General features: G+C 51.0%; 24 protein-coding genes. 10 read left to right on the plus strand and 14 right to left on the minus strand.

Going from position 1 to position 23,698, the window contains the following annotated elements:
* Nucleotides 1–192: 192 nt before the first annotated feature.
* Complete coding sequence (locus tag ACT53C_RS13590; protein ID WP_476146835.1) at nt 193–2,976, minus strand: bifunctional diguanylate cyclase/phosphodiesterase; 2,784 nt, start codon at nt 2,974–2,976, stop codon at nt 193–195.
* A 295-nt stretch (nt 2,977–3,271) separates the two neighbouring features.
* Here ACT53C_RS13590 and ACT53C_RS13595 point away from each other — a divergent pair, with 295 nt between their 5' ends.
* Nucleotides 3,272–5,458 carry a YgiQ family radical SAM protein gene (locus ACT53C_RS13595; RefSeq protein WP_476146837.1) on the plus strand — a complete coding sequence of 729 codons (2,187 nt, stop codon included), beginning with the start codon at nt 3,272–3,274 and terminating at the stop codon, nt 5,456–5,458.
* A gap of 4 nt (nt 5,459–5,462) precedes the next feature.
* Here the strand turns inward: ACT53C_RS13595 and ACT53C_RS13600 are convergent, their stop codons facing one another.
* Complete coding sequence (locus tag ACT53C_RS13600; RefSeq protein ID WP_476146839.1) at nt 5,463–6,557, minus strand: DUF2235 domain-containing protein; 1,095 nt, start codon at nt 6,555–6,557, stop codon at nt 5,463–5,465.
* Nucleotides 6,558–6,773: 216 nt separating this feature from the next.
* Here ACT53C_RS13600 and ACT53C_RS13605 point away from each other — a divergent pair, with 216 nt between their 5' ends.
* A complete protein-coding gene (locus ACT53C_RS13605; protein WP_476146841.1) occupies nt 6,774–7,622 on the plus strand; it encodes a TraB/GumN family protein in 849 nt (282 codons plus the stop codon).
* Between the two features lie 41 nt (nt 7,623–7,663).
* On the opposite strand, the gene ACT53C_RS13610 is transcribed toward ACT53C_RS13605, so the two are convergent.
* The 5 genes from ACT53C_RS13610 to ACT53C_RS13630 form a co-directional block, all read right to left on the minus strand.
* Entirely contained in the window at nt 7,664–8,143 is a 480-nt protein-coding gene (locus ACT53C_RS13610) for a hypothetical protein (RefSeq protein ID WP_379077149.1), read from the minus strand.
* Between the two features lie 51 nt (nt 8,144–8,194).
* Nucleotides 8,195–8,575: a response regulator gene (locus ACT53C_RS13615; RefSeq protein WP_476146843.1), complete on the minus strand. Its 381-nt coding sequence runs from the start codon at nt 8,573–8,575 to the stop codon at nt 8,195–8,197.
* Nucleotides 8,576–8,664: 89 nt separating this feature from the next.
* Complete coding sequence (locus ACT53C_RS13620) at nt 8,665–9,297, minus strand: response regulator (protein WP_194747335.1); 633 nt, start codon at nt 9,295–9,297, stop codon at nt 8,665–8,667.
* A gap of 9 nt (nt 9,298–9,306) precedes the next feature.
* Complete coding sequence (locus ACT53C_RS13625; RefSeq protein ID WP_476146845.1) at nt 9,307–9,810, minus strand: phage holin family protein; 504 nt, start codon at nt 9,808–9,810, stop codon at nt 9,307–9,309.
* Nucleotides 9,811–9,822: 12 nt separating this feature from the next.
* Nucleotides 9,823–10,239 carry an ElaB/YgaM/YqjD family protein gene (locus ACT53C_RS13630; RefSeq protein WP_194747333.1) on the minus strand — a complete coding sequence of 139 codons (417 nt, stop codon included), beginning with the start codon at nt 10,237–10,239 and terminating at the stop codon, nt 9,823–9,825.
* Between the two features lie 293 nt (nt 10,240–10,532).
* Here ACT53C_RS13630 and ACT53C_RS13635 point away from each other — a divergent pair, with 293 nt between their 5' ends.
* From ACT53C_RS13635 to ACT53C_RS13645, 3 genes are all read left to right on the plus strand, one after another.
* Complete coding sequence (locus tag ACT53C_RS13635) at nt 10,533–11,963, plus strand: sensor histidine kinase (RefSeq protein WP_476146848.1); 1,431 nt, start codon at nt 10,533–10,535, stop codon at nt 11,961–11,963.
* 147 nt (nt 11,964–12,110) lie between these two features.
* The gene (locus ACT53C_RS13640) at nt 12,111–12,626 is read left to right on the plus strand and encodes a BON domain-containing protein (protein ID WP_313983409.1); all 516 of its coding nucleotides are present in this window, start codon (nt 12,111–12,113) and stop codon (nt 12,624–12,626) included.
* Nucleotides 12,627–12,780: 154 nt separating this feature from the next.
* On the plus strand, nt 12,781–13,188 hold the full coding sequence (locus tag ACT53C_RS13645; protein WP_228518674.1) for a BON domain-containing protein: 408 nt from the start codon (nt 12,781–12,783) through the stop codon (nt 13,186–13,188).
* Nucleotides 13,189–13,236: 48 nt separating this feature from the next.
* Here ACT53C_RS13645 and ACT53C_RS13650 read toward each other — a convergent pair whose 3' ends face one another.
* Nucleotides 13,237–13,764: a lipocalin family protein gene (locus ACT53C_RS13650; RefSeq protein WP_194747559.1), complete on the minus strand. Its 528-nt coding sequence runs from the start codon at nt 13,762–13,764 to the stop codon at nt 13,237–13,239.
* A gap of 149 nt (nt 13,765–13,913) precedes the next feature.
* On the opposite strand from ACT53C_RS13650, the gene ACT53C_RS13655 reads away from it, so the two are divergent.
* Entirely contained in the window at nt 13,914–14,348 is a 435-nt protein-coding gene (locus tag ACT53C_RS13655) for a hypothetical protein (RefSeq protein WP_194747330.1), read from the plus strand.
* A 75-nt stretch (nt 14,349–14,423) separates the two neighbouring features.
* Nucleotides 14,424–14,864, plus strand: coding sequence for a bacteriocin (locus ACT53C_RS13660; protein WP_476146851.1), 441 nt, complete (start codon nt 14,424–14,426; stop codon nt 14,862–14,864).
* A gap of 96 nt (nt 14,865–14,960) precedes the next feature.
* Here ACT53C_RS13660 and sugE read toward each other — a convergent pair whose 3' ends face one another.
* Complete coding sequence (sugE, locus tag ACT53C_RS13665; RefSeq protein WP_194747328.1) at nt 14,961–15,278, minus strand: quaternary ammonium compound efflux SMR transporter SugE; 318 nt, start codon at nt 15,276–15,278, stop codon at nt 14,961–14,963.
* 20 nt (nt 15,279–15,298) lie between these two features.
* Nucleotides 15,299–16,015 (minus strand): pseudouridine synthase, encoded by a 717-nt coding sequence (locus ACT53C_RS13670; protein WP_313983424.1) that lies wholly within the window; start codon nt 16,013–16,015, stop codon nt 15,299–15,301.
* 105 nt (nt 16,016–16,120) lie between these two features.
* Between ACT53C_RS13670 and ACT53C_RS13675 the strand changes: the two genes are divergently transcribed.
* On the plus strand, nt 16,121–16,915 hold the full coding sequence (locus ACT53C_RS13675; protein ID WP_476146853.1) for a TrmH family RNA methyltransferase: 795 nt from the start codon (nt 16,121–16,123) through the stop codon (nt 16,913–16,915).
* Nucleotides 16,916–16,922: 7 nt separating this feature from the next.
* On the opposite strand, the gene hslO is transcribed toward ACT53C_RS13675, so the two are convergent.
* The 4 genes from hslO to ACT53C_RS13695 all read right to left on the minus strand — a co-directional run bounded on the left by hslO (nt 16,923) and on the right by ACT53C_RS13695 (nt 21,370).
* Nucleotides 16,923–17,795, minus strand: coding sequence for an Hsp33 family molecular chaperone HslO (gene hslO, locus ACT53C_RS13680; protein ID WP_476146855.1), 873 nt, complete (start codon nt 17,793–17,795; stop codon nt 16,923–16,925).
* Between the two features lie 91 nt (nt 17,796–17,886).
* Nucleotides 17,887–20,076, minus strand: a complete 2,190-nt coding sequence (locus tag ACT53C_RS13685; protein ID WP_476146857.1) for a TonB-dependent receptor — start codon at nt 20,074–20,076, stop codon at nt 17,887–17,889.
* A gap of 106 nt (nt 20,077–20,182) precedes the next feature.
* Nucleotides 20,183–21,055: a tRNA glutamyl-Q(34) synthetase GluQRS gene (gene gluQRS / locus ACT53C_RS13690; RefSeq protein ID WP_476146859.1), complete on the minus strand. Its 873-nt coding sequence runs from the start codon at nt 21,053–21,055 to the stop codon at nt 20,183–20,185.
* 6 nt (nt 21,056–21,061) lie between these two features.
* The gene (locus ACT53C_RS13695; RefSeq protein WP_194747322.1) at nt 21,062–21,370 is read right to left on the minus strand and encodes a DUF3301 domain-containing protein; all 309 of its coding nucleotides are present in this window, start codon (nt 21,368–21,370) and stop codon (nt 21,062–21,064) included.
* Between the two features lie 93 nt (nt 21,371–21,463).
* Here ACT53C_RS13695 and ACT53C_RS13700 point away from each other — a divergent pair, with 93 nt between their 5' ends.
* Both ACT53C_RS13700 and ACT53C_RS13705 read left to right on the plus strand, forming a co-directional pair.
* Nucleotides 21,464–22,138, plus strand: a complete 675-nt coding sequence (locus ACT53C_RS13700; protein ID WP_194747321.1) for a hypothetical protein — start codon at nt 21,464–21,466, stop codon at nt 22,136–22,138.
* Between the two features lie 342 nt (nt 22,139–22,480).
* Nucleotides 22,481–23,671, plus strand: coding sequence for an ammonium transporter (locus ACT53C_RS13705; RefSeq protein ID WP_476146862.1), 1,191 nt, complete (start codon nt 22,481–22,483; stop codon nt 23,669–23,671).
* Nucleotides 23,672–23,698 lie beyond the last annotated feature (27 nt).

The following is a 23,698-nucleotide window of genomic DNA, read 5'->3' on the forward strand; positions in this document are numbered from 1 at the left end:
GTGTAGGGACGCAAGTTAATCGCATTAAGGTTTTGTCGGCTCTCCGTGATTGCCAGATACTGATGAGTCTGGTGATCACATAGCTATCCTTTAACGCACATGAGTAAAGTCAGCCTGATATTCAATACGTCATTACGCACGCTTTATGCGGGACTGATACAGGCCCTTACCCGCACGCATTTGCATTTGGTACTAGAACTTAAACGGATTGTGCTTGCTCGTCCATTCTATAACCTTATGGCCGGGGATGCCACGCGAGATGCCAAACCCTTGGGCATAGTCGCAGCCCAGTTCGGCCAGAATCTGCGCCTGCTCGGCTTTTTCGACGCCTTCAGCCACCACCTTGCGGCCGAAGTCGCGGCAGAGCGTAATCACGCCACGGATCACCGCCATGTCTTCCTGGTCACTTAACATGTTATGGATAAAGGACTGATCAATTTTAATGATGTTGACTGGCAGGCGGCGTAAGTAAATCAGCGAGGAGTAGCCTGAGCCAAAATCATCAATCGAGAATGCAACGCCCAGCGCCTGGCATTGCTGGATGACGCGGTTGACGCGGGCAAAATCGCTGATGGCAGCACTTTCGGTGATCTCGATATGCAGCTGTTGCGGCTTGATCATGGCATACTTTTTAAACATGTCAGCCAATCGTTCCGGAAACTGTTTATGCATTAAATGCTGGGCGGCGATGTTGACGGAGACTTGTGTGTCCAAGCCCTGGCTTTGCCATTCGCTCAGTTGGCGCAGGCTTTCTTCCATCACCCAGTTACCGATGTCTACAATCAGGTTGGTATGTTCAACCGCGGTCAGGAAGTCGTTAGGGTAGAGCAGTCCGCGTACCGGATGCTGCCAGCGCAACAGGGCCTCGAAGCAGAAAATTTCACCAGACTGCATGCAGACTTGCGGTTGGTAAACCAGGCGGATATGGTTGTTTTGAATGCCATGCAGCAGGTCTTTGAGCAAGGCTTGCTGTTGCTGGGATTGTTGTGCAGACGCCAGGTCAAACAAATGGCATTGGTGCCCACCATGCGTTTTGGCATGGTACATGGCATGGTCGGCATGCCGCAGCAAGGTGTCTGGCGGATTGCTGTCTATCGGGTACAGCGTATAGCCGATACTGGCCGAAATGGAAAACTTGAATTTATCTACCTTGAACGGTTTTTCAATCGCCGTCAGCAACTTCTTGAGCAGGCGGGTATATTCATTGGCGGTGCGCAGTCCGCACAATAGCATGGCGAACTCATCGCCACCAAGGCGAGCCAGGGTATCTTGCGGTTTGAGCAGACCACTGAGCCGGTTGGCTAGTTGCATAAGTAAACGGTCGCCATACTCGTGGCCATATTGATCATTGACGATTTTGAAGTCATCCAGATCAATATAGCAAATGGCCACCAGCCTCGACTGGCTTTCGGCTTCGTGTAGCGCTTGTTGCAATCGGCTCGAAAACAACACACGGTTAGGCAGTTGCGTCAACACATCATGATAAGCCAGATGCTCAAGCATGTTTTGTTGCTCTTTGGCGTGCGTGATATCTGAGAAGAGTCCGACATAATGCTGAAATTCCCCCGCCTGGTTGAGCACTGGCGACAATTCGAGTTCTACCAGATACTCATGACCTTGTTGATGGCGGTTCCAGACTTCGCCCTGCCACTCCTGAAAGCCACGCTGGCTGTCATACAGGGACTGGAAAAGGTCTGGTTGCTGATAGGCGAGACCGAGTTGTTGCGGGGTTTTACCCATGACTTCGGGCTGCACGTAGCCTGTAATCACGCTGAAGGAGGGATTGCACTGAATGATATGCCCTTGATTGTCGGTAATGAAAATCGCATCATGGGCATGGTCAAACACGCTGGAGGAGACCTTTAGCCGGCTGGCATTGGCCTGCAGCTGGCTGACCATTTCACGTAGGCGTCTGCGCATTTTAAGCATGTTGGCGATCAGGCTGTCCGGGGCTGCCGTGGTTTGGTCTTCGGCAAAGTCGCCGCTTTCAATCCGCATCAATAAATGCTTGGCTGTCTCGGGATCACCGCCCAAGGGGTTCAACACAAACCGCTGCAAACCGCTGACAATGGCAATCAGGACGACCAATGTCAGAATAAAGGTAATGATCATCAAAGGTGACAGCGCGCCCAGTGCAGACCAGTAAGCCTCACTGGTCGGGTACACGATGTTGATTTGAAAATCCCATTCTGGCACCTGCCGCGTGACCTTGGTCCAGCGGTGCTGGCTATCTTTGAGGGCGGTTTCTGCCTCCTGGCGTGTCAGTCCATTGGTCAGAAAGCGGATATTGCCGTGTCCGTCGGTGATGGCCACAAAGCCTTTTTTCAAAAATCCCCATTGCCGGATCGCCTGGTCAATGGCGTTAAAGTCAAGCTTGTAACCGACATACCAGGCCCCAATCAGGTTGCCGTGATTATCCTGCATGGGTTCATAGCGGGAGAGATACGATTCCCCAAGAATATCTACCACGCCAAAATAAGCCTGATTCTTTTGCAATGCGACGATGGCCTTGCCAAAGGGATCGAGTTCGGTCCCAAAGGCATTGGTGCCATCCGCTTTTTTGACGTTGGTCGAAATGCGTAGGAACTGTCCGCCACGTTTGACAAAGATAGTAGCGGTACCGCTACCTATGCGTGTCACCGAATCGACCAGCAGTGTGCTGCCGGTTTGGGGAGTATCCCCAAATTGTAAGTTTGGGACGTCCATTCCCAGTATCTGGGTCCTGCCGTTAATATTGGGCGGGCCTTCAAGCGAGCCATATTGTTTGAGCAAGGCCATGCTTGAGAATACATGTTCGCTGACCAGGGTTTTCGCCGTGATCAACAGGTTGGACAGTTTTTGTGTTTCTTCCTGAGCCTGGGTTTCGATATTGTTTAAATGCGCGTTGAAAATAAATGCGAAAGAAATCAGACCGATCAGCAACCCCAAGCTGGTCAGAGGTAAAAGGATTTTTTTAAAAAGAGTGTAGTGCTTCATTGTGAGTTTATGTAATTATTTTATAAGTAAGTTTCCCCATCCTGCACTTTGTTTATACATGGCTTTACAACTGACTGCAATCATTTATAAGACCGGCCCCCTGTGCGAGCCCAATTTTAAATAAATGTCGTCTTATTTATTACACAAATATTTGGGAATGGTTTGTGGTGATGAATGATTGTGATTGATTTGGCCAGGTAAGGTGGCACTCACCTGAATGTTGTGAAAAAAATCTTTCAAATCAATCAATTAATGCGTAAAATGCGCAACTCTCAAGCATTAGCTGGTTACCCGCGTGGAAATCTATACTTCCCTCACTGCCAAACCCATTCAAAGTTACCGTCCTTATTGGGCGAAACGCTTTGGCACCGCCCCCGTGCTGCCCATGAGTCGCGCCGAAATGAATGCATTGGGCTGGGATAGCTGCGATATTATTCTGGTCAGCGGCGATGCCTACATTGACCATCCAAGTTTTGGCGTCGCCCTGATTGGCCGCTTGCTTGAGGCACAAGGTTTTCGTGTGGGCATTATTGCGCAACCAGACTGGCAGTCGGCAGAACCGTTCAAAGTGCTGGGTAAACCCAATCTGTATTTTGGCGTCACGGCCGGGAATATGGATAGCATGGTCAACCGCTATACCGCGGACCGCAAGATACGCTCGGATGATGCCTATACGCCGAATGCCGAGGCCAACAAGCGTCCTGATCGCGCGGTACTGGTTTACTCTCAACGTTGTAAAGAGGCCTATGCAGATGTGCCGCTGGTGATTGGCAGTATTGAAGCCAGCCTGCGCCGCATAGCGCACTATGATTACTGGTCAGATAAAGTCCGTCGTTCTATCCTGATGGATGCCAAGGCGGACTTGCTGGTGTTCGGAAACGCCGAGCGTGCCATTGTCGAACTATCGCACCGTATTGCCCGTGGAGAAGCGATCCATGAGATTGAGGATATTCGTGGCACCGCGTTTATCCGCAAGCAAGTGCCAGATGAATTTGTGGAAGTGCCCTCTACCCGTCTCGACCGGCCAGGGGTGGTGGATAAGCACGAAGACCCCTATGCGATGAAAATGGGCAAAGCCGATGCCAGTTGCGCAACGGATGATCAGGCGAAAGACGCCAATGCCGCGGCGATCAGCTTGCCTTTACCGCTGAAAGCTGCCAAAGTGCCGCGCGAACGTCAGGTAATCCGTATGCCGTCTTATGAAGAGGTGGTGAGTGATCCTGTCATGTATGCGCATGCTTCACGCGTGTTGCATCTGGAGTCTAACCCAGGTAATGCACGGGCACTGGTACAAAAGCATGGCAACCGGGAGGTCTGGCTCAATCCGCCGCCGATTCCACTCACGACCAAAGAGATGGATTATGTGTATGACTTGCCTTATGCCCGCAAGCCCCATCCGGCCTATGGCGATGCCAAAATCCCGGCCTGGGAAATGATCCGCTTCTCGGTCAACATCATGCGTGGCTGCTTTGGCGGCTGTACTTTTTGTTCGATTACCGAGCATGAAGGCCGCATTATCCAAAGCCGTTCAGAAGACTCGATTTTGCGTGAAATTGAAGAAATCCGCGACAAGGTGGATGGCTTCACGGGCGTGATCTCGGATTTGGGGGGGCCGACCGCCAACATGTATCGCCTCTCTTGCAAGTCTGAGGAAATCGAAAAGAATTGCCGCAAGTTGTCCTGTGTCTATCCGGGCGTATGTGAAAACCTCAATACCGATCACTCTGCGCTGATTCAGTTGTATCGCAAGGCGCGCAACCTGCGCGGTGTCAAAAAGATTTTAATCGGTTCCGGCTTGCGTTACGACCTGGCCGTAAAGTCGCCCGAGTATGTGAAAGAGCTGGTGCAGCATCACGTGGGCGGCTATCTCAAGATTGCGCCTGAACATTCTGAAGAGAATGTGCTAAGCAAAATGATGAAGCCTGGCATGGGCGCCTATGATGAGTTCAAGCGCATGTTTGAGCGCTTTAGCGCCGAGGCGGGTAAAAAACAGTATTTGATCCCGTATTTTATTGCCTCACATCCAGGCACCACCAATGAAGACATGCTCAATCTAGCCTTGTGGCTCAAGCGTAATGATTTTAGATTGGATCAGGTGCAAACCTTTACGCCGACGCCGATGGCGATGGCCACAGCCATGTATCACAGCGGTAAAAATCCGCTGCGTAAAGTGACGGCGGATTCTGAAACCGTGCCCGTCCCTAAAGCAGGCAATATCCGCAAATTGCACAAAGCGTTTATCCGCTACCACGATCCACAAAACTGGCCGATGCTGCGTGAAGCCTTGAAGAAAATGGGCAGAGCGGATTTGATTGGCAATGGTAAAAAGCACCTGGTGCCCGCGTACCAGCCTGCCGTGTTGCCACAAATCGTGCAATCGGACGGCAGCCGCTTCCAGGCCAAGCCATTAGCTAAAGGCTTTAACCAGACCAAAAGCTTTGCCAGCCCGAAAAAGCACGCGCCGCGCAGCAAAAAACATTGATGGATTATCGTGCCGCTTGCGTCGGCACTATGCCGGCATTGAGCAGCGTAGGCGGGCGATAATCGGCTTGTGCCAGCCATTTTTCTGCTACCGAACTATCCAGCGTTACGTTAACCGCCGTCACCGGCAGGGCTTGCAGCGCATTGGCTACGTCGGGGGAGGGCGTGACTGGGCTGCCACGATAAGGCCGGTAAAATCTACCATCGCCTTTGCTAAACAAGCCCTTGAACAAAGCATACAGGCCATAAGCAAACGCTTTGTATGCATCTCTGGGGCTGGATAAGCAGGCATTAGAGGCCACTGAAAACGGTTTCAGTTTAAGGCCTGCGGCACGGGCTTTGTCCAGCATCCATCCCAGTGCAATGGTGGCCAGCGGGTCATGGCCATAACCGCCGCCGACATTGGCATGCGCGCCGATAAACCAGCGCTGCTCCACCGCAATGTTCTCAGGTTTTTGCTGGCCACCCGCATTGGTCCACATCGCTACTTTATAAGCGTCACGGTGTTCGTCTATTGCCATCGCATGGTAGGCATAAGAAACAATTTTTGACAGCTCGGTATCATGCCAGGCATAAAATCCCTGCTCTGAAATCATGGTGCCGGGGATGCCGAGCGCGCCGACGGTATCCCAAACTCCCAGAAAATGGACACGGACTTCCTGGCTGTAGGTCTGCCTGAACGCCAGGCACTGGGGACTTTCTGGTGCAGCGGATTTGTCGCGGTAGAGCGCTTCAGCGCGTGCGAGCAAATCTGGTGTGCTGGTGTTGAGTAACCCGCATTTTCGGATCAAGCCGACCAGGCTTCTGGCCGTATACGCGCCACGGCTAAAGCCAAACACCCAAATTTCATCGCCTGCCTGATAGCGCCTGACTAGCCAGTCATAGCCTTTAAGCAGGTTTTTGCTCAAGCCATACCCAAATAGTCCTCCGCGCAACTTTTCGCCGGTGCCGGTCCCCACGCCAGGTTCATAGAAAAAACGCTGTTCAATGTCGCCATCCTTGGCTTCGATTAAGGTCGAGAGTTGGTAGACGTTGGTCAGGTCTTGCGGGTCGTTCCAGGTGCCATCAAATAAAACAATCAAACGTTTGTTGCTTTTCATCTGGCTGTCTCCGGGGTTGAGGGGGAAGTGTCGCTGTATCCTTGAGTGCTCGATCATGGAGCTACCTGCCTATGGTAGCCCTCGGCGTGGGGGCTGGCAATGACGGCCTGATGCCTTGCAATCATGGCAGCGGATATGTATTTGTGAGACGATGTCACAATGCCGGTTGCTGAGGGTTTGCAACTGTTTAGCTAATCACAAAAAGTGAGGAATTTGATGCGAAGTGTCCGTTTGTTCGCCCTGTGTTTATTGATGGTAACCCCACTGCTGCAAGCGGCTGAGAAAGGCCTGTTTTGGCAGCTGGAGGCGCCCAATGGCCAGGTCAGTTACCTGTTTGGCACTATGCATACCGACGATAACCGGGTCACCAACTTTTCAGCGCCAGTGATTCAGGCGCTTAAAAATGTGAATATGTTTATGCTGGAGGTAGCAGAGGCGCCGCCAGTGAGTCTTTTGCAAATGCCAGAAGGCAATTTGAAACAGTTAATCTCGGAAGCAGAATTGCAGCAGGTCGCTGCGCTGGCAGACATGCACGTGATCCCGATGGATGCGGTGGTCAAAATGAAACCCTGGTTGCTGGCAGTCATGTTTGATTTGCCCAAGCCACAAACGCCGTTTGCGCAAGATCTGTTGCTTAAAGCTAAAGCAGAGGAGTTCGACAAACGTATTGTGGGATTAGAAAGTGCGCAAGCGCATTTTGGGGTCATGGATAGTTTGTCCATGGATGAGCAGTTGCTCATGTTGCGTGCGGTGCTCAAACGCAGCCAAAAGCAAAAGGAGCAAGACTTTGAACGGTTGATGAAGGCTTATCTGGCGGGGGATGCCGATCAGGTCGCGAATATGGATGATGCCATGACGCGTGGCATTTTGCCGGCCGCTTTGTGGCAACGCATGCGCGTCAAGTTGCTGGACGAACGCAATGTGGTGATGGCCGAGCGTAGTCTGGAGCAGGCGCGACAAGGCAGTGTGTTTATTGCCGTTGGCGCGGCGCATTTGGCCGGTAAAAATGGCTTGTTACAGGCCTTCAGGCAGGCGGGCTTTAAACTCACCGCCATCAAAAAATAGCGGTTGAACTGTCTCGTTGGAAAGCGTCATCAGCTGTTGGTCTAGCGCGCCTGCGCAGAGGCGACTTCCTGTGCAATCTGGTTAATGTGGGCGACAAAATCAGCATCTTCGCCGACCAGCAGTCGTGGCAGGTGCTGGCGGAAATCCTCACGCTGGCACCATTCACGCATGTAATCCTCCCACGACATCCAGCGGCGCAAGCGTTTGCCACGCATGTCGGGATCGTAAGCCAGCAAATAGGCGCGCTCAAACAGTGAAATAAGGATCTCAAACAACACCAGTTTGCGCTCCTCCTGTTCGGCGCTAAGTGCCAGGGATTCGCGGTTGGAGCGCAATTGCAGGTCAGGGTGAGCCATCACCAGCTTGAGAAAATCCGTGTAGTTGTCCGCCAGTAATTGGTAGACCTCTTCATCTTCATTTTCGCGCTCTTTGCGCTGTTCAAGCACAAACGTGACAATGGCCAGCGGCAAGCCGACCACGGTGACCACATAGCTCAGTAATTCCCAGGTTTCTAAAGACATCAAAGCACCGCAGTGTTTCAGGCCGGGTCCGGCCAGGGTTAAGAAAGGTAGTTAGTTGATCTGGCTGGCACGCTGTTGAATGATGTCTATGCACTCATCAAACTGCAAGGACTTGTCAAAAAAATACTCTACGCCCATATTTTGCGCCAGATTACGATAGTAACTGTTGCCATGATTCGTCAACATGACAATGTCAGGCGTCTTGTAAGGGTAGGTCTGCTGGCGGGTATGCCTGACTACATCAAAGCCCGTGCCTTTGGCCAGCTCAATGTCGAGCACGACCATGTCGTACTCATGGGCATTGAGCAGGTTGATCGCTTCATCACTGGTGGTGGCGACATCCTGGATATCAAGCTGCTGACAGTCTTGCAGCATTTCCACAATGACATCACGGATCAACGCAGAATCTTCAACTAACAATAATCTATACATAACAATCTCACCAATGACTCCCTGGGTGATCTAATTTAAGCAAGTTGAATGCTGACATGACAAAAGGGCGCCTTGTTAGTGATTTTTCTTTAGTTAAGTAGCCCATATTTAATGGCATAGTATGTCAGGTCAGCATTTGATTTCATGGCCATTTTTTCCAGAATGCGACTGCGATAAGTGCTCACGGTCTTGATACTGATGAAGAGCTCCTCTGCAATGGCCGTTGGGGTCTGCCCCGCAGCCAGCTTGACGAATACTTGAAACTCGCGGTCGGACAGGGTTTCATGTAACTGCTTTTCCGAAGGATGACTCAGTTCATTGGTCATCAGCTCTGCCAGTTCGGCCGAAATATAGCGTTTGCCGCTGGCAATGGTACGGATGGCCTGAATGATTTCATCTGAATCCGCATTTTTCGATAAATAGCCCTTGCAGCCGTTACGCATCAGGTTCAATGCATACTGGTCTTCAGAATAGCCGCTCAGCACCAGCACCGGCAAGGTCGGGGCGACGTGCTTAAGCTCATGCAGCGTATCGACCCCATTTTTATCCGGCATGGATATATCCAGTACCATGGCATCAAACTCGTTTTTGCGTACCAGCTGGATGGCTTCTGAGCCTGAGCTTGCTTCTCCGGTGACCTGCAGGTCAGACTCAAGCTCAATCAGGTTACGTAAACCATCACGAACAATACTGTGATCATCTACCAAAAGAATTCTTTTCATGTGGTTCTCTTATTGTTTTGGGGTGTCAGAAGCCGGTTTTTCAGTATGATCTGCTTCGCCACCCTCATCTTCAGGTGTTGCCGGTGGCGGTGGCGCAATCTCGTTGCGGAATACCTGCCAGTCATGACTGATCATTGACAGCGAATCTGCAAACAAGGGTTTTTTATACCACTGTGCACGCACTGCCAAAAACACAATCAGTCCGATGGCGGCAGGAACCAGCATCACCAGCCCCAGAATCAAGGTGCGATGTGGATTCTCCCACAAGATGGAAAACAGCCACATCAACCCGAGCAAGCCGGTAAAAATAAACATGCTGAAGACCACCAGCAGGCCGACAATGCTGGTAGCCATGCGTTGGGTTTCCTCCAGAAAATCCTGCTTCATGTGTTGCGCTCTGTCTTCGGTATAGTCAGCCACATGATGGCGCAAATTGATGAAATTATCCTTCAATGCCGAGACTTTACGGTCTAGAAACAGTACAGCCACAAATTTCAGGAGGTTTAACCACATAGATTTCCTTAATTATTCGCGACGCTTGGCGCCCAACAGGTATCCTATCAGCAAACCGACGCCAGCGGCTACCAGTACCGTACCCAGTGGATGCTCTTGCACCGTGTCAGCGGTTTTGTCCTTGATGGTGTGATAGGTATCGCTGACTTCACGCTGTACCTGATCCTTCACACGGCCTGCTTTCGCTGACAGGTTAGAAGCCAATGCTGCTGCATTTTCTTCGCTGGTCAAACGGTCGATATTTGCTTTCAGGGTGTGAATCAAGGCCTTGGCCTTGTCTTGTGTCGTGTCAGCCGTGTCATTGACTGCGTCCAGCAAATCATTGGCGGTGGATTTGACTTGCGCTGCAATTTCTTCAATGGCTTGGTCAGATTTTTTAGCTAAATCATCCGTTGTATTTTCAACATGGTCTTTGGAAAAATTAAACATTTTGTAACTCCTTTAAAAAGTCATACAGCATGGTTGAAATCGATCTTGATGTTATATGAGCATTAAGATGCGTTTTCAATATGGTGCCATCTTAACTGCCCGGCCTGCGAGAACCTATCGGCTCACTACCGATTACACGGTCAGAATTCTCTGACAATACTTATTTGGCTTGATCACGCATGTTTACATTGCCCATCCTCATCAAGCCCGTTATGATGATAATGTATTGTTCACAATGCACATTAAAATACGCTGGATTGACCCTTCTTTCAATCTTTATCCTTGTAAACCGCATGCAAAAAATCAGAACCCAATTGATGGCCTTGCTGGACAGGCTGGAAGTCATCAGTGATACCTTTGGCGGTAATACGGTGGCTTTACTGACGGTGAGTTTATTGCTCGCTGCGGCCATGCTGGTGGTGAACGATCGCTTGATCGTCAATACGCGTGAAAAAACAGACCTGCTCACCAAGCTGGACCAGCTTCTGATGGAGGAGTGGAAAACACAAGCCAGTCTTTCTGTGGCCGAAAGCGCGCAGCGCGGCTACTTGCTCACCCGTTCGGAAAACTATTTCGCGCCTTATGACGAGGCGACGCAGGAGATCAGCGAACATCTGCAAAACATTAATACGCTGTTGAACCACACCAATCTGGTCAAGCACATCACGATACAAAACATCATGAACCAGCTGGTCAACAGCATTGCCAAAAAGTCTGCCGAAATGAGTGTGACCATTGATTTTGCCAAAAAGCACCAGTTCGACAAGGCGTTGGCCGTGGTCAAGCTGGACTCTGGTATTAAAGAAAGTGCGAACGTACAAATGCTCTCGCGCCAGTTTGAGAAGGAAATCACTGATTACCGTCACGAACTGGCCGAGGCGAGAAACAATATGCGGCGCATGATGCGCTGGTTTGTCATGGCGTGCCCGTTGATCTTTGTGTCACTGGTGGTACTGGTGATTCGCCGTTTATTGCGTGAACTGGCAGAAAAAGCCAATCTGCACGAACGCTTGACTGATGAGAACGCCGAATACGAGCGCAATATCCAGACCCTAACCGTCAGCCTGCAACGCCAGGCGCTGCAGGCACAGACTAACATTGAGCGTGAGCGCTATCAGCTCTCGCGCGAATTGCATGATGAGCTGGGCTCGTTGTTGACAGCCATTAAAATGGATATTTCCTGGGCGATCAAATACTTAAAAGACAGCTCGCCGCAAATCACCGACAAGCTGAAAAAGACCAACCAATACCTGGACCGCAGTATCAACTTTAAACGCGAGATTGTGCAAAACCTGCATCCCTCCATGATCAAGACTTTTGGTCTGATCGCCTCGTTGCAAAACCTGGTTGATGAGGCCGCTGCCCGTAACCATTGGCAAATGGATATCATCATGCCCGAGCAAGAGCTCATGATGAACGAGACCTTGAGTTTGATTATTTATCGCCTTGTGCAAGAGAGCCTGAATAACTGCAGCAAGTATGCACAAGCCAGTGGCGTTTCTGTGCATCTGATGCACGACGACCAGCATATCAAGCTTGAAATTGCCGATAATGGCATCGGCTTTGACATGAGTAGTCTGACCAGTAGTAACACCGGCATTAGCGGCATGCGCAACCGGGTGGAGTCTATTGGCGGCCATTATGAAGTCACCAGTACGCCTGGCCAGGGCACCAGTACGCGGGTGATGTTACCTTTCCTCGCTGCCGAACCGGCAAACAACTAAGCCTCCTTAATACAGCGTTTTGCACGCTGTAGTCATATTCTGACAAGGGATTCAGTCGGTGGACGACTGACCCCTGCGCTCCCAGCCAGTAACATGGCTACACATCGCATCAACTACTTTGCGATGTGCGTAAATAAGGAGACGCAAATGTCAATGTCAAAATATAAACAAGCAATCATCTTTGGCAGCCTGTTGGCAACAACAATCACTGTGAATGCCTTTGCGTTCGATTTGGACGAAGTGCAAAACGGCGTACAGCCCTATCAGGAAGAGTTTAAGGCCTTGGACAAGAATAGCAACAGCACCTTGACCTGGGCAGAAATACAGCAAGACAAAAACGTAAAGAAAAAAGATTTCAAAGCGTTTGACCACGACAATGATGGCACTTTGAGCTATGAAGAATTTGCAGAGCTTAAGACACAGACCAGCCAGAAAGCCATTAAAGGCGCCATGTCTGACAGCTGGATCACCACTAAAGTCAAAGCCAAACTGCTCGAGGAAGAATCCTTGAAGTCACTCAAGATCAGCGTGGAAACTCATAAAGGCGAAGTATTGCTGAGTGGATTTGTGGGAGATGCCTCTCTCAAAGCCAAGGCTGAAGAATTGGTGACTGGTGTAGAGGGCGTTAAATCTGTGAAAAACGCTATTGTGGTGAAAGGTTAACTCACACCCCCTCGCAAGCTACATATCCTCTCCCAATGATGTAGCTTGCTTTTTTTGTTTGGCGGGTTGTCCTACAAGTAGTTGTTAGATTCATCCTCTTTGCAGCTTGGACAACTCGCCCTCTTAATCACGTGTACAAATGAAAGGAAACATCATGAAAATGAACCGTTATCTGACTATGAGTGCTTTAGTAACTTTAATGGGTCTTGCCAGCACCCATGCGCTGGCACAAGGCGAACCGATGTATAAATTTTTGCCTAGCGAAACGGTGGTCGACAATGTGAAAACCCTGTTGCAGAGCCATGGCGTAGATGCTTCAGCAATTGAAGTGAATTCTGACACCCATGGTGTGGTTCAACTGAGCGGTCAGGTTTCTTCCAAAGAGCAGGTTGAAACGGTGACTAATCTGGCCAAACAGGCTGAAGGCGTGTATGCCGTTCTGGGCGAGTTGCGCTATACCACAGGTGAAGTGGTGCCAGCCCCTGCGCCCGCAGGCATGGATACAGTGATGGATACCCCACCTGCACCTGGCAGCGCTGTTGAGCAGATGGATGCCCAATGAACTGATGGACAAGGCCATGCGGTGGTATCAGAGATGTCCCGGCAGGAGTTATTGATGCTGGGGCATCACATGTCTACCGGATTCGTACTCGGCCTGGTTGGCTTGTCGGATGAACAGTAACTGATCGGTGGCAAAACCCAATTCTTTGGCTTTGGCCATCAAATGTTGTTTGATCGGGTAGGGGAGTTGTGGTGTGCGGGAGAGTATCCATAAGTAGTCTCTGCCACTGCTAACCAAGGCATAGTTGTAATAAGGCTTATCGATTTCGAGGATGGTGTAATCACCATAAAAAGGGCCGAAGAATGACACCTTTAGTTTGCCGGTACGGCTGCCGTCAGGATTGGCCGGATCGACAAATTTGGCCTTGCCGGTAGCGACACTCCAGTCGTTTTTCTGGGGATCGAAGCCACGGTTCACTACCTTGAGGGTGCCATCCGCTTCGATGGTGTAATTGGCCGTGACTTGCTCCAAGCCTTTTTCAAATCGGTTGTCCAGTCTGGCAATTTCATACCAGGTTCCGGTGTATTGGTTAGGGTCAAAGCTGCGGACAATCGATTGCTCGGCCTGGCTGGGCATCGGCGCTGAGCAGCTGATGAGACAAGTTGACACGATGCAAATGCAAATGAGGCTGAGACGGCTAGTTAACATAACAATATAGTCAATAAACAATATATGGTTTTTCAAAGACCATTTAAAATAGCATAAATTCAAACAAGGGATACAACATGAAAAAATTGATTTGGGGTGTGTTGTTCATATGCGCAACACCAGTCATGGCAGATAATCTGGAAACAGGTCTTGGCGGCGGCCTGGGCGCAGCAGCCGGGACTGCAGTTGGTAGCGTGTTAGGCGGCTCTACCGGTGAGGTGATTGGCGGCGCTGTCGGCGGTGGTCTGGGTGGTGCGGCCACTACAGGCCGTGCGGGACGGACCGGTGCCATTTTGGGTGGGGCTGCGGGCGGTGCCACCGGGGCAATGGTTGGGCGTAAAGTGAGCGGTACTACTACAGGCGCTGTGGTCGGTGCCGGTGTTGGCGGTGCAGGTGGTGCAGTGGTCGGTAAAGTGATAGCCGAGCCGGATCCCTATGCCGGGCGTGGCTATGGCAAACGACACAAAGGTCCGCGTCATCACCACAAACACAGACACCATGATCACGATTAAGACTGTTGATTAAGCGCGCATGTCGTACAAGTGTCTATTTGATCCTCTTCCTTTTTTCATTGAATGGAGCATGACATGAAAACATGGATGATTGCTGTCAGTTTGCTGATTGCCAGCAACCCCAGTTGGGCGCAAAGCTGTAATAGCAAAAATGTCGGTGCCAGTGGCGTTGGTGGCTTGGCTGGTTCAGCCATTGGTGCCGTGATGCTGGGGCCCGCGGGCGAAGTGCTCGGGGGCGCCGTAGGTGGTGCCGTGGGGAGTGTGGTCGCCAATGGCGGCAAAGCACAGCCTGCGACGATGTTGGGGGGTGCCGTGGGCGGGGCCGGCGGTGCAATCCTGGGGCGTGGTTTGGGTGGTGGCAGGTTACTCGCGGTGATTGGTGCCGGTTTAGGCAGTGCAGGCGGCGCTTGCGTGGCTCAGCAAAGTGGGGCCACAAAAACACATCACGTCTCACACTCTAAAAAACAGACGGCGAATAACGCCACTACCAAAGCACAAAAATTGCTCGGTAGTTAAATCCAGACTTGGGGGCGGCTTGAGTTTCAAGTTGCCCGGCTTTCACACAACAGGATTTAAAATTGCCAGTTTGCTAATGCCAGTGCTTGCTGGCAGTTAATGCGCCGCCAGCTTGAGGCCGATAATGCCGGCCATAATCATGCACAAGCTGAAGATGCGCAATGGAGATACCGGTTCATTAAATAGCCAGATGCCGCCGATCACAGTACCGACAGCTCCAATGCCAACCCAGACGGCATAAGCCGTGCCGACAGGCAGTTGCTTGACGCAGACGCCCAAGAGCCAGACACTGATGACCATGGTCACGATGGTCCAGAACGAGGGCCAAAACTTGGTGAATCCCTCGGTATACTTCAAACCGATAGCCCAGGCGGTTTCAAACAATCCCGCAATTATCAGTACTAACCAGATCATGAAGGTCCTTTGTTGATCGTTCAGGATTGAACGGCAATTAAATCCTCGTCGGTGAGCCAGCGCCATTCCCCCACTGCCAGAGTCTCTGGTAGCGCAAGTTGACCAATTTTGATACGTTTCAAGGCTTCTACGCGGTTGCCGATGGCGGCGATCATGCGCTTGACCTGATGGTATTTGCCTTCTGCCAGCGTGAGGTGTATCACGGTCTCTGTGATCTGTGTGGCGGCCAAGGCAGCAATCGTTTCGTCTTCATCAATCAGTTGCACGCCTGCCAACAGGTGCTGCATATCGGCAGTGCTCAAAGCGTGTTTGCAAGTCACCTCGTATACCTTGGGTACATGGTGTTTGGGCGAACTGACTTTGTGTATAAACTGACCATCGTCTGACAGCAAAATCAGGCCGGTGGTATCTTCATCCAGCCGTCCGATACACTGTACTCCGCGCTCTACCAGCGGGCTGGGCAGCAGCGTATAGATGGTCGGGTGAAATTGGGTTTTGTGCGTACATTCATAATGCGCCGGTTTGTGCATCATCAGGTAACTATGCTCGCGGTATTGCCAGGGCTCACCTTCCACCGTGAAGTGCAGGCTGTTGTCGAGCGCAAACTTAGCGTCCGGGTCATCGCAGGGTTCACCATTGACGGTGACTGCATCGTTAACAATTAAAATGCGGCACATTTTGCGTGTGCCAAAGCCCTGCCTGTGCAAGATACGTTCTAAATCAAGTGTTTTTGCCATGCAGGAATTATACGTGAATGGCGCGCAGCTTTGGGCTGGGCGCGTGTTTGTGGATGGATTCCAGGCAAAAATCAGCCAGCCGCGCAATTCACGTATAATTCGGCCATGGCTTTTAAACATATTACCTCCCGCGATAATCCTGTCTTCAAGCAATTGCGCAAGCTGGCCGACCAGTCGCGTGAGCGCAAAAGAACGGCGTCTACCCTGTTGGAGGGCGTGCATTTGATTGAAGCCTACCATCAGGTCTATGGTGAACCCAGGCTGCTGATTATTCCTGAAGGGCATAGTAATGACGAGGCGACGGCCTTGATACAGCAGTTGACGGATGTGGATACGATGCTGCTGCCTACGTTGATGTTTGCCGAGTTGGCGCCAGTGGCATCCAGTAGTGGTGTGATGGCCTTGGTGGATATTCCTGCTGCGACGCTGCCCGCGCACTGTGATTTTGCACTGGTGATAGAAGATATCCAGGATCCGGGTAATTTGGGCAGCATCTTGCGGACGGCCGCGGCCGCAGGCGTGCAGGCCGCCTATCTGACCAAAGGTTGTACCGATGCCTGGTCGCCCAAAGCGCTCAGAGGCGGGCAGGGGGCACAGTTTATTTTACCGCTGATGGAAAGCGTGGATGCGCTGGAGGTGATTGCGGGCTTTTCCGGCAAAACCCTTGCTTTGACCATGCAGGGCGCCAGCTTGTATCAGCAAACGCTGCAAGAGCCCGTCTTGTTTGTGGTGGGTAACGAAGGGGCTGGGGTTTCTGCTGCGCTGCAAGCCGCGGTTGAGACCTGTGTCACCATTCCGATGGCACATCAGGGCACACTGGCCCTGGAGTCTTTGAATGCGGCCGCAGCCACCGCGATTGCCTTATTTGAATGCCAGCGCCAACGCGGGCTGGGCACATAGCCGCAGGTTAGTGTTTGATGCCAGGCGAGTTGTCTGCCTCAAACAAGGCGAGCGCTTCTTCTTCATCGACCACATAGTGTTTGTGGCAAAAGTCACATTGAATCTCAATGCTGCCTTGCTCCTGCAAAATGCTTTGCACTTCTTCCAGACCCAGCATTTGCAGCATATTGCTGACATTGGCTTGCGAGCAACTACAAAACGCCTGCACTTCGCGCCCGCTAAATAACCGTACATCTTCTTCTACAAACAACCGCTGCAAGAGAGTGACCGCTTCCAGATCCAACAACTCCGGGGCCGTGACAGTACCCGCCAGATGTTGCACACGGTTCCAGCAGTCCAGATCACTTTCTTGCTGCTGCGGCAATTTTTGCAACAGCAGGCCAGCCGCGCGGTTTGCCTCCGCGGTCAGCCACAGGCGGGTGTCAATCTGTTGAGAGCGCAGCATGTAGTTTTCAAGCATGCTGGCTATGCTGTCGCCTTCTAGCGGCACAATGCCCTGATAAGGCTCGCCCGTTTCAGGCATCAAGGTAATCACCAGCTGGCCTTGTGCGAGCCAGTCTGTTAAATGTGGGCCATTGAGTTCGCCGCTGACCTTGGCTGTCGCGCGGATATTTAAAGCAGAAGTGCATTCAACCACCAATAACTGCAAGGCGCCTTTGCTTTGCAATTGCAAAATCAGTTTGCCTTGCATTTTGAGGGTAGAGGTCAGCAACACACTGGCCGCTGCAAATTCACCAATCACGCTTTTGAGCGCATCAGGCAGGCTCTGATGCGCAAGCGCAGTGAACAGGCTTTGATTGAGTTGAACAAAGTTACCGCGCACGGCGGACTGTTCAAAAATAAAAGGGTGCAGTTGATCTGGGCGTTGTGCATTTTTCATGACCGTTATTTTAACATTGAAGCTTGGCGTGTCTGACACCCGCAATAAAAAAGCCCGCACAGTGGCGGGCTAAAATCACATGCATGCTAGATCAGAAATGATAGTTCAAGGTCGCACGGGCGTTTAAAGGCGCACCGGGCGTAATGTTATTGTTGTTGTGCGCAAACAGGGCATAGTCTTTGTTAGTCAGGTTCTCGATATTGATTTGCGCATCCCACTGCGGGCTTAACTTGGCAAAAATCGCTGCATCAAAACGCGTGTAACCTGGCAGAAGTGTGCTTTGGCTCGCCGTTGGGGTGGCCGCATACATTTCTGAGCGGCTGACCATGCCCAACGCGACGGCCCACATGTCATTGATCTGGTATTTATTCCACAATGAGAAGGTGCGGGTAGGTGTCATTGCCAGATTGCTGCCAGCCAGGATCGCACTGTTGCCTGCGCCTTGCTGTTTGGTGATTTCACCTTCTTGCAGCGTGAATGCGCCCATGACCTGCCATTGGTCAGTCACCTTGCCGCTCAGGCCAACTTCCAGACCTTTGGTTTCCTGGCCGTCAAGCAGAATAGAGTTACCTGTATTTGTAGGGTCTGCGGCCAAAACATTTTCTCTTTCAAGTTGAAAAATGGCGGCAGTCAATGCCAGATTGGGGTTGATATCCCATTTTGCGCCGACTTCTTTATTAATGAATTTTTCAGGCTTGAAGCTTTGAGTGCTCACGGTAAGACCAATCAACTGATCCCCAGCGCGCGGCACATATGAGGTGCTGTAGCTTGCATATAGCGAGCTATCCGTCGTAGGTTTGTAAATCAGCCCGGCTCGCGGTGAAAGCAGATTATTTGTGACATTGATATTGGCAAAGTTACCTGTTCGCAAGTCGGTGTAATTTGTTTCCAAATGATCATGTCTTAAGCCCAGGACTGCCTGCCATTTGGGGTTGAAAACGATTTGATCCTGCAAGTATATGGCGGCAACGGTAAAGTCACTTTTCTGATTGCGGCTGGTTGCATTAAAGGCTACATTGGAAACTGTAGGGTTATCGGCCGAGACGCTGCCAGTTAAGTTTTCACTCGTTCCCTGAGTGAGTCGCTTATTTGTCGTATCTTGTGCAGCAAGCTCTGTCCCAGCCAGCAACTTATGTTCTACATTTCCAGTTTTGGCTGTATAGGTAATATCAGTTTGGTTAATCAGGTTCTCACGTTTTGTCTCATCTCGATAAGCGCCTAATTGCAGGGTATTGGCGGTTGTCACACTGCTATTTGCATAAACGTTTTGATAATACTTATCGTAGTAGGCCAAACGGGTACTGTTTTTGACCTGCACGCCGTTATCAAAGGCATGGCTGATGGCAGCATTAAAGGCGACAGTTTCTGTTTCGGTCGGGCTTAATTTTGCGTTACCAAAAAACTTGTCATAATCCTTGATGCGATAAGGACGATTATTCAGGTTGCTGTTGTCCCCACCGATAAAAGACGGTATGCCTCTATCCGCAGTGCGTTCGTCTTTAAAGTATTCGGCACTTAAAACAATCTCGGTTTTATCCCCCGGCTTGATCGTAAAGGTCGGTGTCATGCCGTAGCGTTTTAATTCCACGCCATCACGGTAAGAGTTGGAGTTTTCATACACCGCATTGAGTCTGAATGCTAATTCCTCGGACAACCCCTGACCATAATCCGCGGTGATACGGCGGTGATCGAAACTGCCATAGCTCACGCTGAGGTCTCTGACTGGATCCCAGCCGGCTTTTTTGCTGACGCGGTTCACGACACCGCCTGCGCCGCCGCGGCCAAAAATCATGCCGTTAGGGCCTTTAAGCACTTCGATACGGTCAGTGTTATATAAGTCGCGGTAAGTCTGAATGTCGTCGCGCAGGCCATCTACAAATAAGTCACCCGTAGTCTGGTTGCCACGTAATACAAGCTGGTCACGGTTACCTTCACCTTGTGCCGCTTGTACACCAGGCACATAGCGTACAGCATCAGCGATGCTTTGCATGGACTGGTCTTGCATAAAGTCGCGCGTAATCACGGTAATGGCTTGCGGTACGTTGACCAGCTCGGTATCGGTTCTGGTCGCGGAGGTGGAGCGTTTTGCGTTGTAACCCTTGACCGGTTTGGTGTCACTCTTTTTCTCTGCCTTGACTTCAACTTCTTGTAACTCGACGGTTTCGCGCTCAGTGGCGCCTAACGCGGTCATGGATAGCATTGCGCTACTAAAAAACAGCCCGATCGAGAGCAGCGTTGGACGAGGTCTGAACGGATTTTTCTGGGTATTTTTAATTGTCATAAAATTAATATCCTCTCAATGATTGCCGCGAATATTAACTTAATTGATAATGGTTATCAATAAATTTTGTAAGTTTTGTCAGCAAATCACGGGATAAGCGTGAGTACTAGTCGCTAGCAAGCTGGCCGAGTTGCCAATGGGCCGTCGCCCATTGCCACAGCGCAGGCAAGTTTGAAAAAGTGGGAACCGGTTGCGGTAAATAGGGTAGAAAGTTAAAGGCGGCAACGAGCGTGGCCAGGATATTGTCGAGCGGCAAAGCGGTTGCCAGGGTTTGTTTGCTGAGTTTTTGCCCTTGGTCGTTCAATACCAGCGGGATATGGGCATACGCTGGGGTGGCATAGCCCAAGCACTGTTGCAGATAGATCTGCCGCGTGGTGGACTGCAGCAGGTCTGCACCGCGCACCACGTGGGTCACGCCTTGCAAGGCATCATCAACGACCACGGCTAACTGGTAGCTGAACAGACCATCGGCACGCTTGATCACAAAGTCACCGATGTCACTGGCCATGGCATGTTGCTGCCAGCCGATAATTCTGTCTGCAAAGCCGATATTGATGGCAGGCGTTTTCAAGCGCCAGGCAGCTGGTGTGTCTGGTTTAATGGGATGTTGCAGGCAAGTGCCAGGATAAATGGCACCTTCAATGCCCAGTTGTGTTGAGCTGTCGGCAATCTCCTTGCGCGAGCAGGTGCAAGGGTATGCTAGGCCCCGGTGGCGTAACTGCGCCAGGGCCTGCTCATAGTGCTCGGTGCGTTCACTTTGGTAGACGATTTCCTCATCCCAAACAAAGCCATAATGCTGCAGGGTGCGAATCATGTCTGCGCTGGCGCCGGCGACGCGGCGGGTGGTGTCTACATCTTCTATACGCAGCAGCCAGCGGCCGTCCTGGCTTTTAGCATCACAGTAACTGGCGACGGCGGCGACCAGTGAGCCAAAGTGCAAGGGACCGGTAGGCGAAGGGGCAAAGCGGCCAACCACCATGGCGTTTTACTGGGTGACGTAAGGCGGAATATGCCAGGCTACCAATTGGCCGCCCCGCAATTGCAGATGACAGGCCATGCGCTCAATGCCCTGGCTGGAGACGTCAAAGGTATACGTGCGTTGTAACTGCATGCGACCATTGCCGTCCCTTGCAAAACCGACGCGGGCGCAAGCCACGGTTTCATCCAGAAACTGCAGATGGCAGCGCTCAGCCAACTGGCGGCCAATCTTGAGCGCGATCTCACGTTTCGAAATCGTATCCATCCAATACCATGCGCCCGCCATCAAAATGGCTAATAAGGCCCATTCAGCCATCGTTGTTCTCCTTTAAGACGATTATCTTTTTCAGTGTATGATGACCAATAATCCGTTTCATATTCATTTCATTCTTATTTAGTGTTGTTAACGATGAATTCAAGCCGCGAAGCAGATGCGATTCAAGCTTATTATAATTTATTGCACAGCAAGGGCGCTGATGCTGCCATCATGGCACAGCGCGACGCGGTGCTGGCTGAGTTAACGCCGCTATTAAAAGACCAGGAGTGCAGCAGCACGGTCTACCGGCAAGCGGTGGACGATTGTCTGGCCGACAAAGAAGCCCAGCGCTGGCCAGAAATCCTGACCATTATCCGCGAGTTTTATCCTTTTTGGCGTGGCGATGTGAAAGCCGTCATGCAATATGCCGATACTGTCGGCTTTGAATTACATCCTATCGGTTGGCAGCCCGCGGTGATTGATTTGCAGTCCGTTTGGCCGGCGTTGCAGTCCGAGAAGTTTGAAACAGCAGAATTATGGCCGCTTAACGGCTACGTCAAAGCGCTCAAATCCATGGAGCACAAGCAGGAGATGGATATCGAACTGCGTACGCGCATGGCAAAGCTCATGTTGTTGCGCTTGCGTGAAGCACCACTCACAGAAAAAAACGCCTACCGCATCACCGCTGACGCAACCCTGCCGCTATTTAATCTCAAAAATACCCGTCACCTATTTTTAAACGCGGTGCGTGAATTTTACTATTTCTGGTCTGCGCATCCTGATGCGGTCGAAATGCTCAAGCAATTGCAACCGGTCGAGATCATATAAGTCTGTCCCTCCTCCGTATTGGCATACGACGATACGGTTATCCACCGCTTTATCCGCTTTTGTTGACGCAAACTCTCGATGAGTTCGCATGGCATGCCTCATTCATCAGCATTTGAGCATCTTTAAGTAGTTTTGTTTAAATATGCCTAATTTTGCACCAATAATGTGCAATGCACTTTTGATTGAGTTATTTTGGGGCGTTTTTGCCAGTGCCCAATCTCCACTCTTTTTAAAATCAATCACTTAAAGATGGCCTGATATTTGCTTGAAACCTGCGCATTTTAAAAAGGCGTGTCTTTCAAACAAAACGCCAATCAATAATTATTGAATTCGGAGAGCGAAATGGAATCATTAGTGACAGCTAATGACGTCCTGTTTGTATTGCTGGGGGCCATCATGGTCTTGGCAATGCATGCCGGTTTTGCCTTTTTGGAGGTCGGCACAGTGCGTCAAAAAAATCAGGTGAATGCCCTGGTTAAAATTATGGTGGATTTTTGTGTGTCTACCATTGCCTATTTTTTTGTTGGGTATGGCATTGCTTACGGTATCCATTTTTTCAATGGTGCCGAAACACTGACCGTGCAAAACGGTTACGGTCTGGTCAAGTTCTTCTTCTTGCTCACCTTTGCCGCTGCGATTCCTGCCATTATTTCTGGCGGCATTGCTGAGCGCGCCAAATTCAACCCGCAATTGGCAGCAACTTTTTTGATCGTCGGCTTTATCTATCCCTTTTTTGAGGGCATTGCCTGGAATGGTCATTTTGGTTTTCAGGATTGGCTCAAGGCCAGTTTTGGCGCTAACTTCCATGATTTTGCCGGCTCGGTTGTCGTGCATGCCATGGGCGGCTGGATCGCCCTGGCGGCGGTGTTGTTATTGGGTGCGCGTAATGGGCGGTATACCAAAGACGGTAAATTGCATGCTTATCCGCCTTCCAATATTCCGTTTCTTGCCTTGGGTGCATGGATATTAACCGTAGGCTGGTTTGGCTTTAATGTGATGTCCGCACAATCCATACAAGGGATTTCAGGGCTGGTGGCTGTTAACTCATTAATGGCGCTGGTCGGCGGAACATTGGCGGCATTGGTACTGGGTAAAAATGACCCCGGTTTTGTCCACAACGGTCCCTTGGCTGGATTGGTGGCAGTCTGTGCCGGCTCGGATGTCATGCATCCGCTCGGTGCGCTCGTCACCGGCGCAGTAGCCGGGGTCTTGTTTGTCTGGGCCTTTACCCTAACGCAAAACCGCCTAAAGATTGATGATGTCTTAGGTGTGTGGCCACTGCATGGGTTGTGTGGCGCCTGGGGGGGCATTGCTGCCGGTATTTTTGGCAGCACAACTTTGGGTGGGCTGGGTAGCGTGAGCCTGGTGAGTCAATTGTTAGGCACGCTGGTTGGCGTGGTCATTGCCTTGCTGGGCGGTTTGCTGGTCTATGGCTTGCTCAAAAAACTGGTTGGCCTGCGCCTGGGCCCAGAAGAGGAGTTTGATGGTGCAGATTTGAGCATCCACAAAATTCCGGCGGTATCGGGAGATTAGTTAGCTCTGCTTTGATACTAAATAATT

It is taken from the genome of Methylophilus sp. DMC14 (assembly GCF_056314085.1).

What these genes read in the sequence shown, in the direction of transcription:
- ACT53C_RS13590 (WP_476146835.1), bottom strand. Translation starts at nt 2,976, where the DNA reads ATGAAGCACTACACTCTTTTTAAAAAAATCCTTTTACCTCTGACCAGC.
- ACT53C_RS13600 (WP_476146839.1), bottom strand. Translation starts at nt 6,557, where the DNA reads ATGAAAAGCAACAAACGTTTGATTGTTTTATTTGATGGCACCTGGAAC.
- ACT53C_RS13605 (WP_476146841.1), top strand. Translation starts at nt 6,774, where the DNA reads ATGCGAAGTGTCCGTTTGTTCGCCCTGTGTTTATTGATGGTAACCCCA.
- ACT53C_RS13610 (WP_379077149.1), bottom strand. Translation starts at nt 8,143, where the DNA reads ATGTCTTTAGAAACCTGGGAATTACTGAGCTATGTGGTCACCGTGGTC.
- ACT53C_RS13615 (WP_476146843.1), bottom strand. Translation starts at nt 8,575, where the DNA reads ATGTATAGATTATTGTTAGTTGAAGATTCTGCGTTGATCCGTGATGTC.
- ACT53C_RS13620 (WP_194747335.1), bottom strand. Translation starts at nt 9,297, where the DNA reads ATGAAAAGAATTCTTTTGGTAGATGATCACAGTATTGTTCGTGATGGT.
- ACT53C_RS13625 (WP_476146845.1), bottom strand. Translation starts at nt 9,810, where the DNA reads ATGTGGTTAAACCTCCTGAAATTTGTGGCTGTACTGTTTCTAGACCGT.
- ACT53C_RS13630 (WP_194747333.1), bottom strand. Translation starts at nt 10,239, where the DNA reads ATGTTTAATTTTTCCAAAGACCATGTTGAAAATACAACGGATGATTTA.
- ACT53C_RS13635 (WP_476146848.1), top strand. Translation starts at nt 10,533, where the DNA reads ATGCAAAAAATCAGAACCCAATTGATGGCCTTGCTGGACAGGCTGGAA.
- ACT53C_RS13640 (WP_313983409.1), top strand. Translation starts at nt 12,111, where the DNA reads ATGTCAATGTCAAAATATAAACAAGCAATCATCTTTGGCAGCCTGTTG.
- ACT53C_RS13645 (WP_228518674.1), top strand. Translation starts at nt 12,781, where the DNA reads ATGAAAATGAACCGTTATCTGACTATGAGTGCTTTAGTAACTTTAATG.
- ACT53C_RS13650 (WP_194747559.1), bottom strand. Translation starts at nt 13,764, where the DNA reads ATGCCCAGCCAGGCCGAGCAATCGATTGTCCGCAGCTTTGACCCTAAC.
- ACT53C_RS13655 (WP_194747330.1), top strand. Translation starts at nt 13,914, where the DNA reads ATGAAAAAATTGATTTGGGGTGTGTTGTTCATATGCGCAACACCAGTC.
- ACT53C_RS13660 (WP_476146851.1), top strand. Translation starts at nt 14,424, where the DNA reads ATGAAAACATGGATGATTGCTGTCAGTTTGCTGATTGCCAGCAACCCC.
- sugE (WP_194747328.1), bottom strand. Translation starts at nt 15,278, where the DNA reads ATGATCTGGTTAGTACTGATAATTGCGGGATTGTTTGAAACCGCCTGG.
- ACT53C_RS13670 (WP_313983424.1), bottom strand. Translation starts at nt 16,015, where the DNA reads ATGGCAAAAACACTTGATTTAGAACGTATCTTGCACAGGCAGGGCTTT.
- ACT53C_RS13675 (WP_476146853.1), top strand. Translation starts at nt 16,121, where the DNA reads ATGGCTTTTAAACATATTACCTCCCGCGATAATCCTGTCTTCAAGCAA.
- hslO (WP_476146855.1), bottom strand. Translation starts at nt 17,795, where the DNA reads ATGAAAAATGCACAACGCCCAGATCAACTGCACCCTTTTATTTTTGAA.
- ACT53C_RS13685 (WP_476146857.1), bottom strand. Translation starts at nt 20,076, where the DNA reads ATGACAATTAAAAATACCCAGAAAAATCCGTTCAGACCTCGTCCAACG.
- gluQRS (WP_476146859.1), bottom strand. Translation starts at nt 21,055, where the DNA reads ATGGTGGTTGGCCGCTTTGCCCCTTCGCCTACCGGTCCCTTGCACTTT.
- ACT53C_RS13695 (WP_194747322.1), bottom strand. Translation starts at nt 21,370, where the DNA reads ATGGCTGAATGGGCCTTATTAGCCATTTTGATGGCGGGCGCATGGTAT.
- ACT53C_RS13700 (WP_194747321.1), top strand. Translation starts at nt 21,464, where the DNA reads ATGAATTCAAGCCGCGAAGCAGATGCGATTCAAGCTTATTATAATTTA.
- ACT53C_RS13705 (WP_476146862.1), top strand. Translation starts at nt 22,481, where the DNA reads ATGGAATCATTAGTGACAGCTAATGACGTCCTGTTTGTATTGCTGGGG.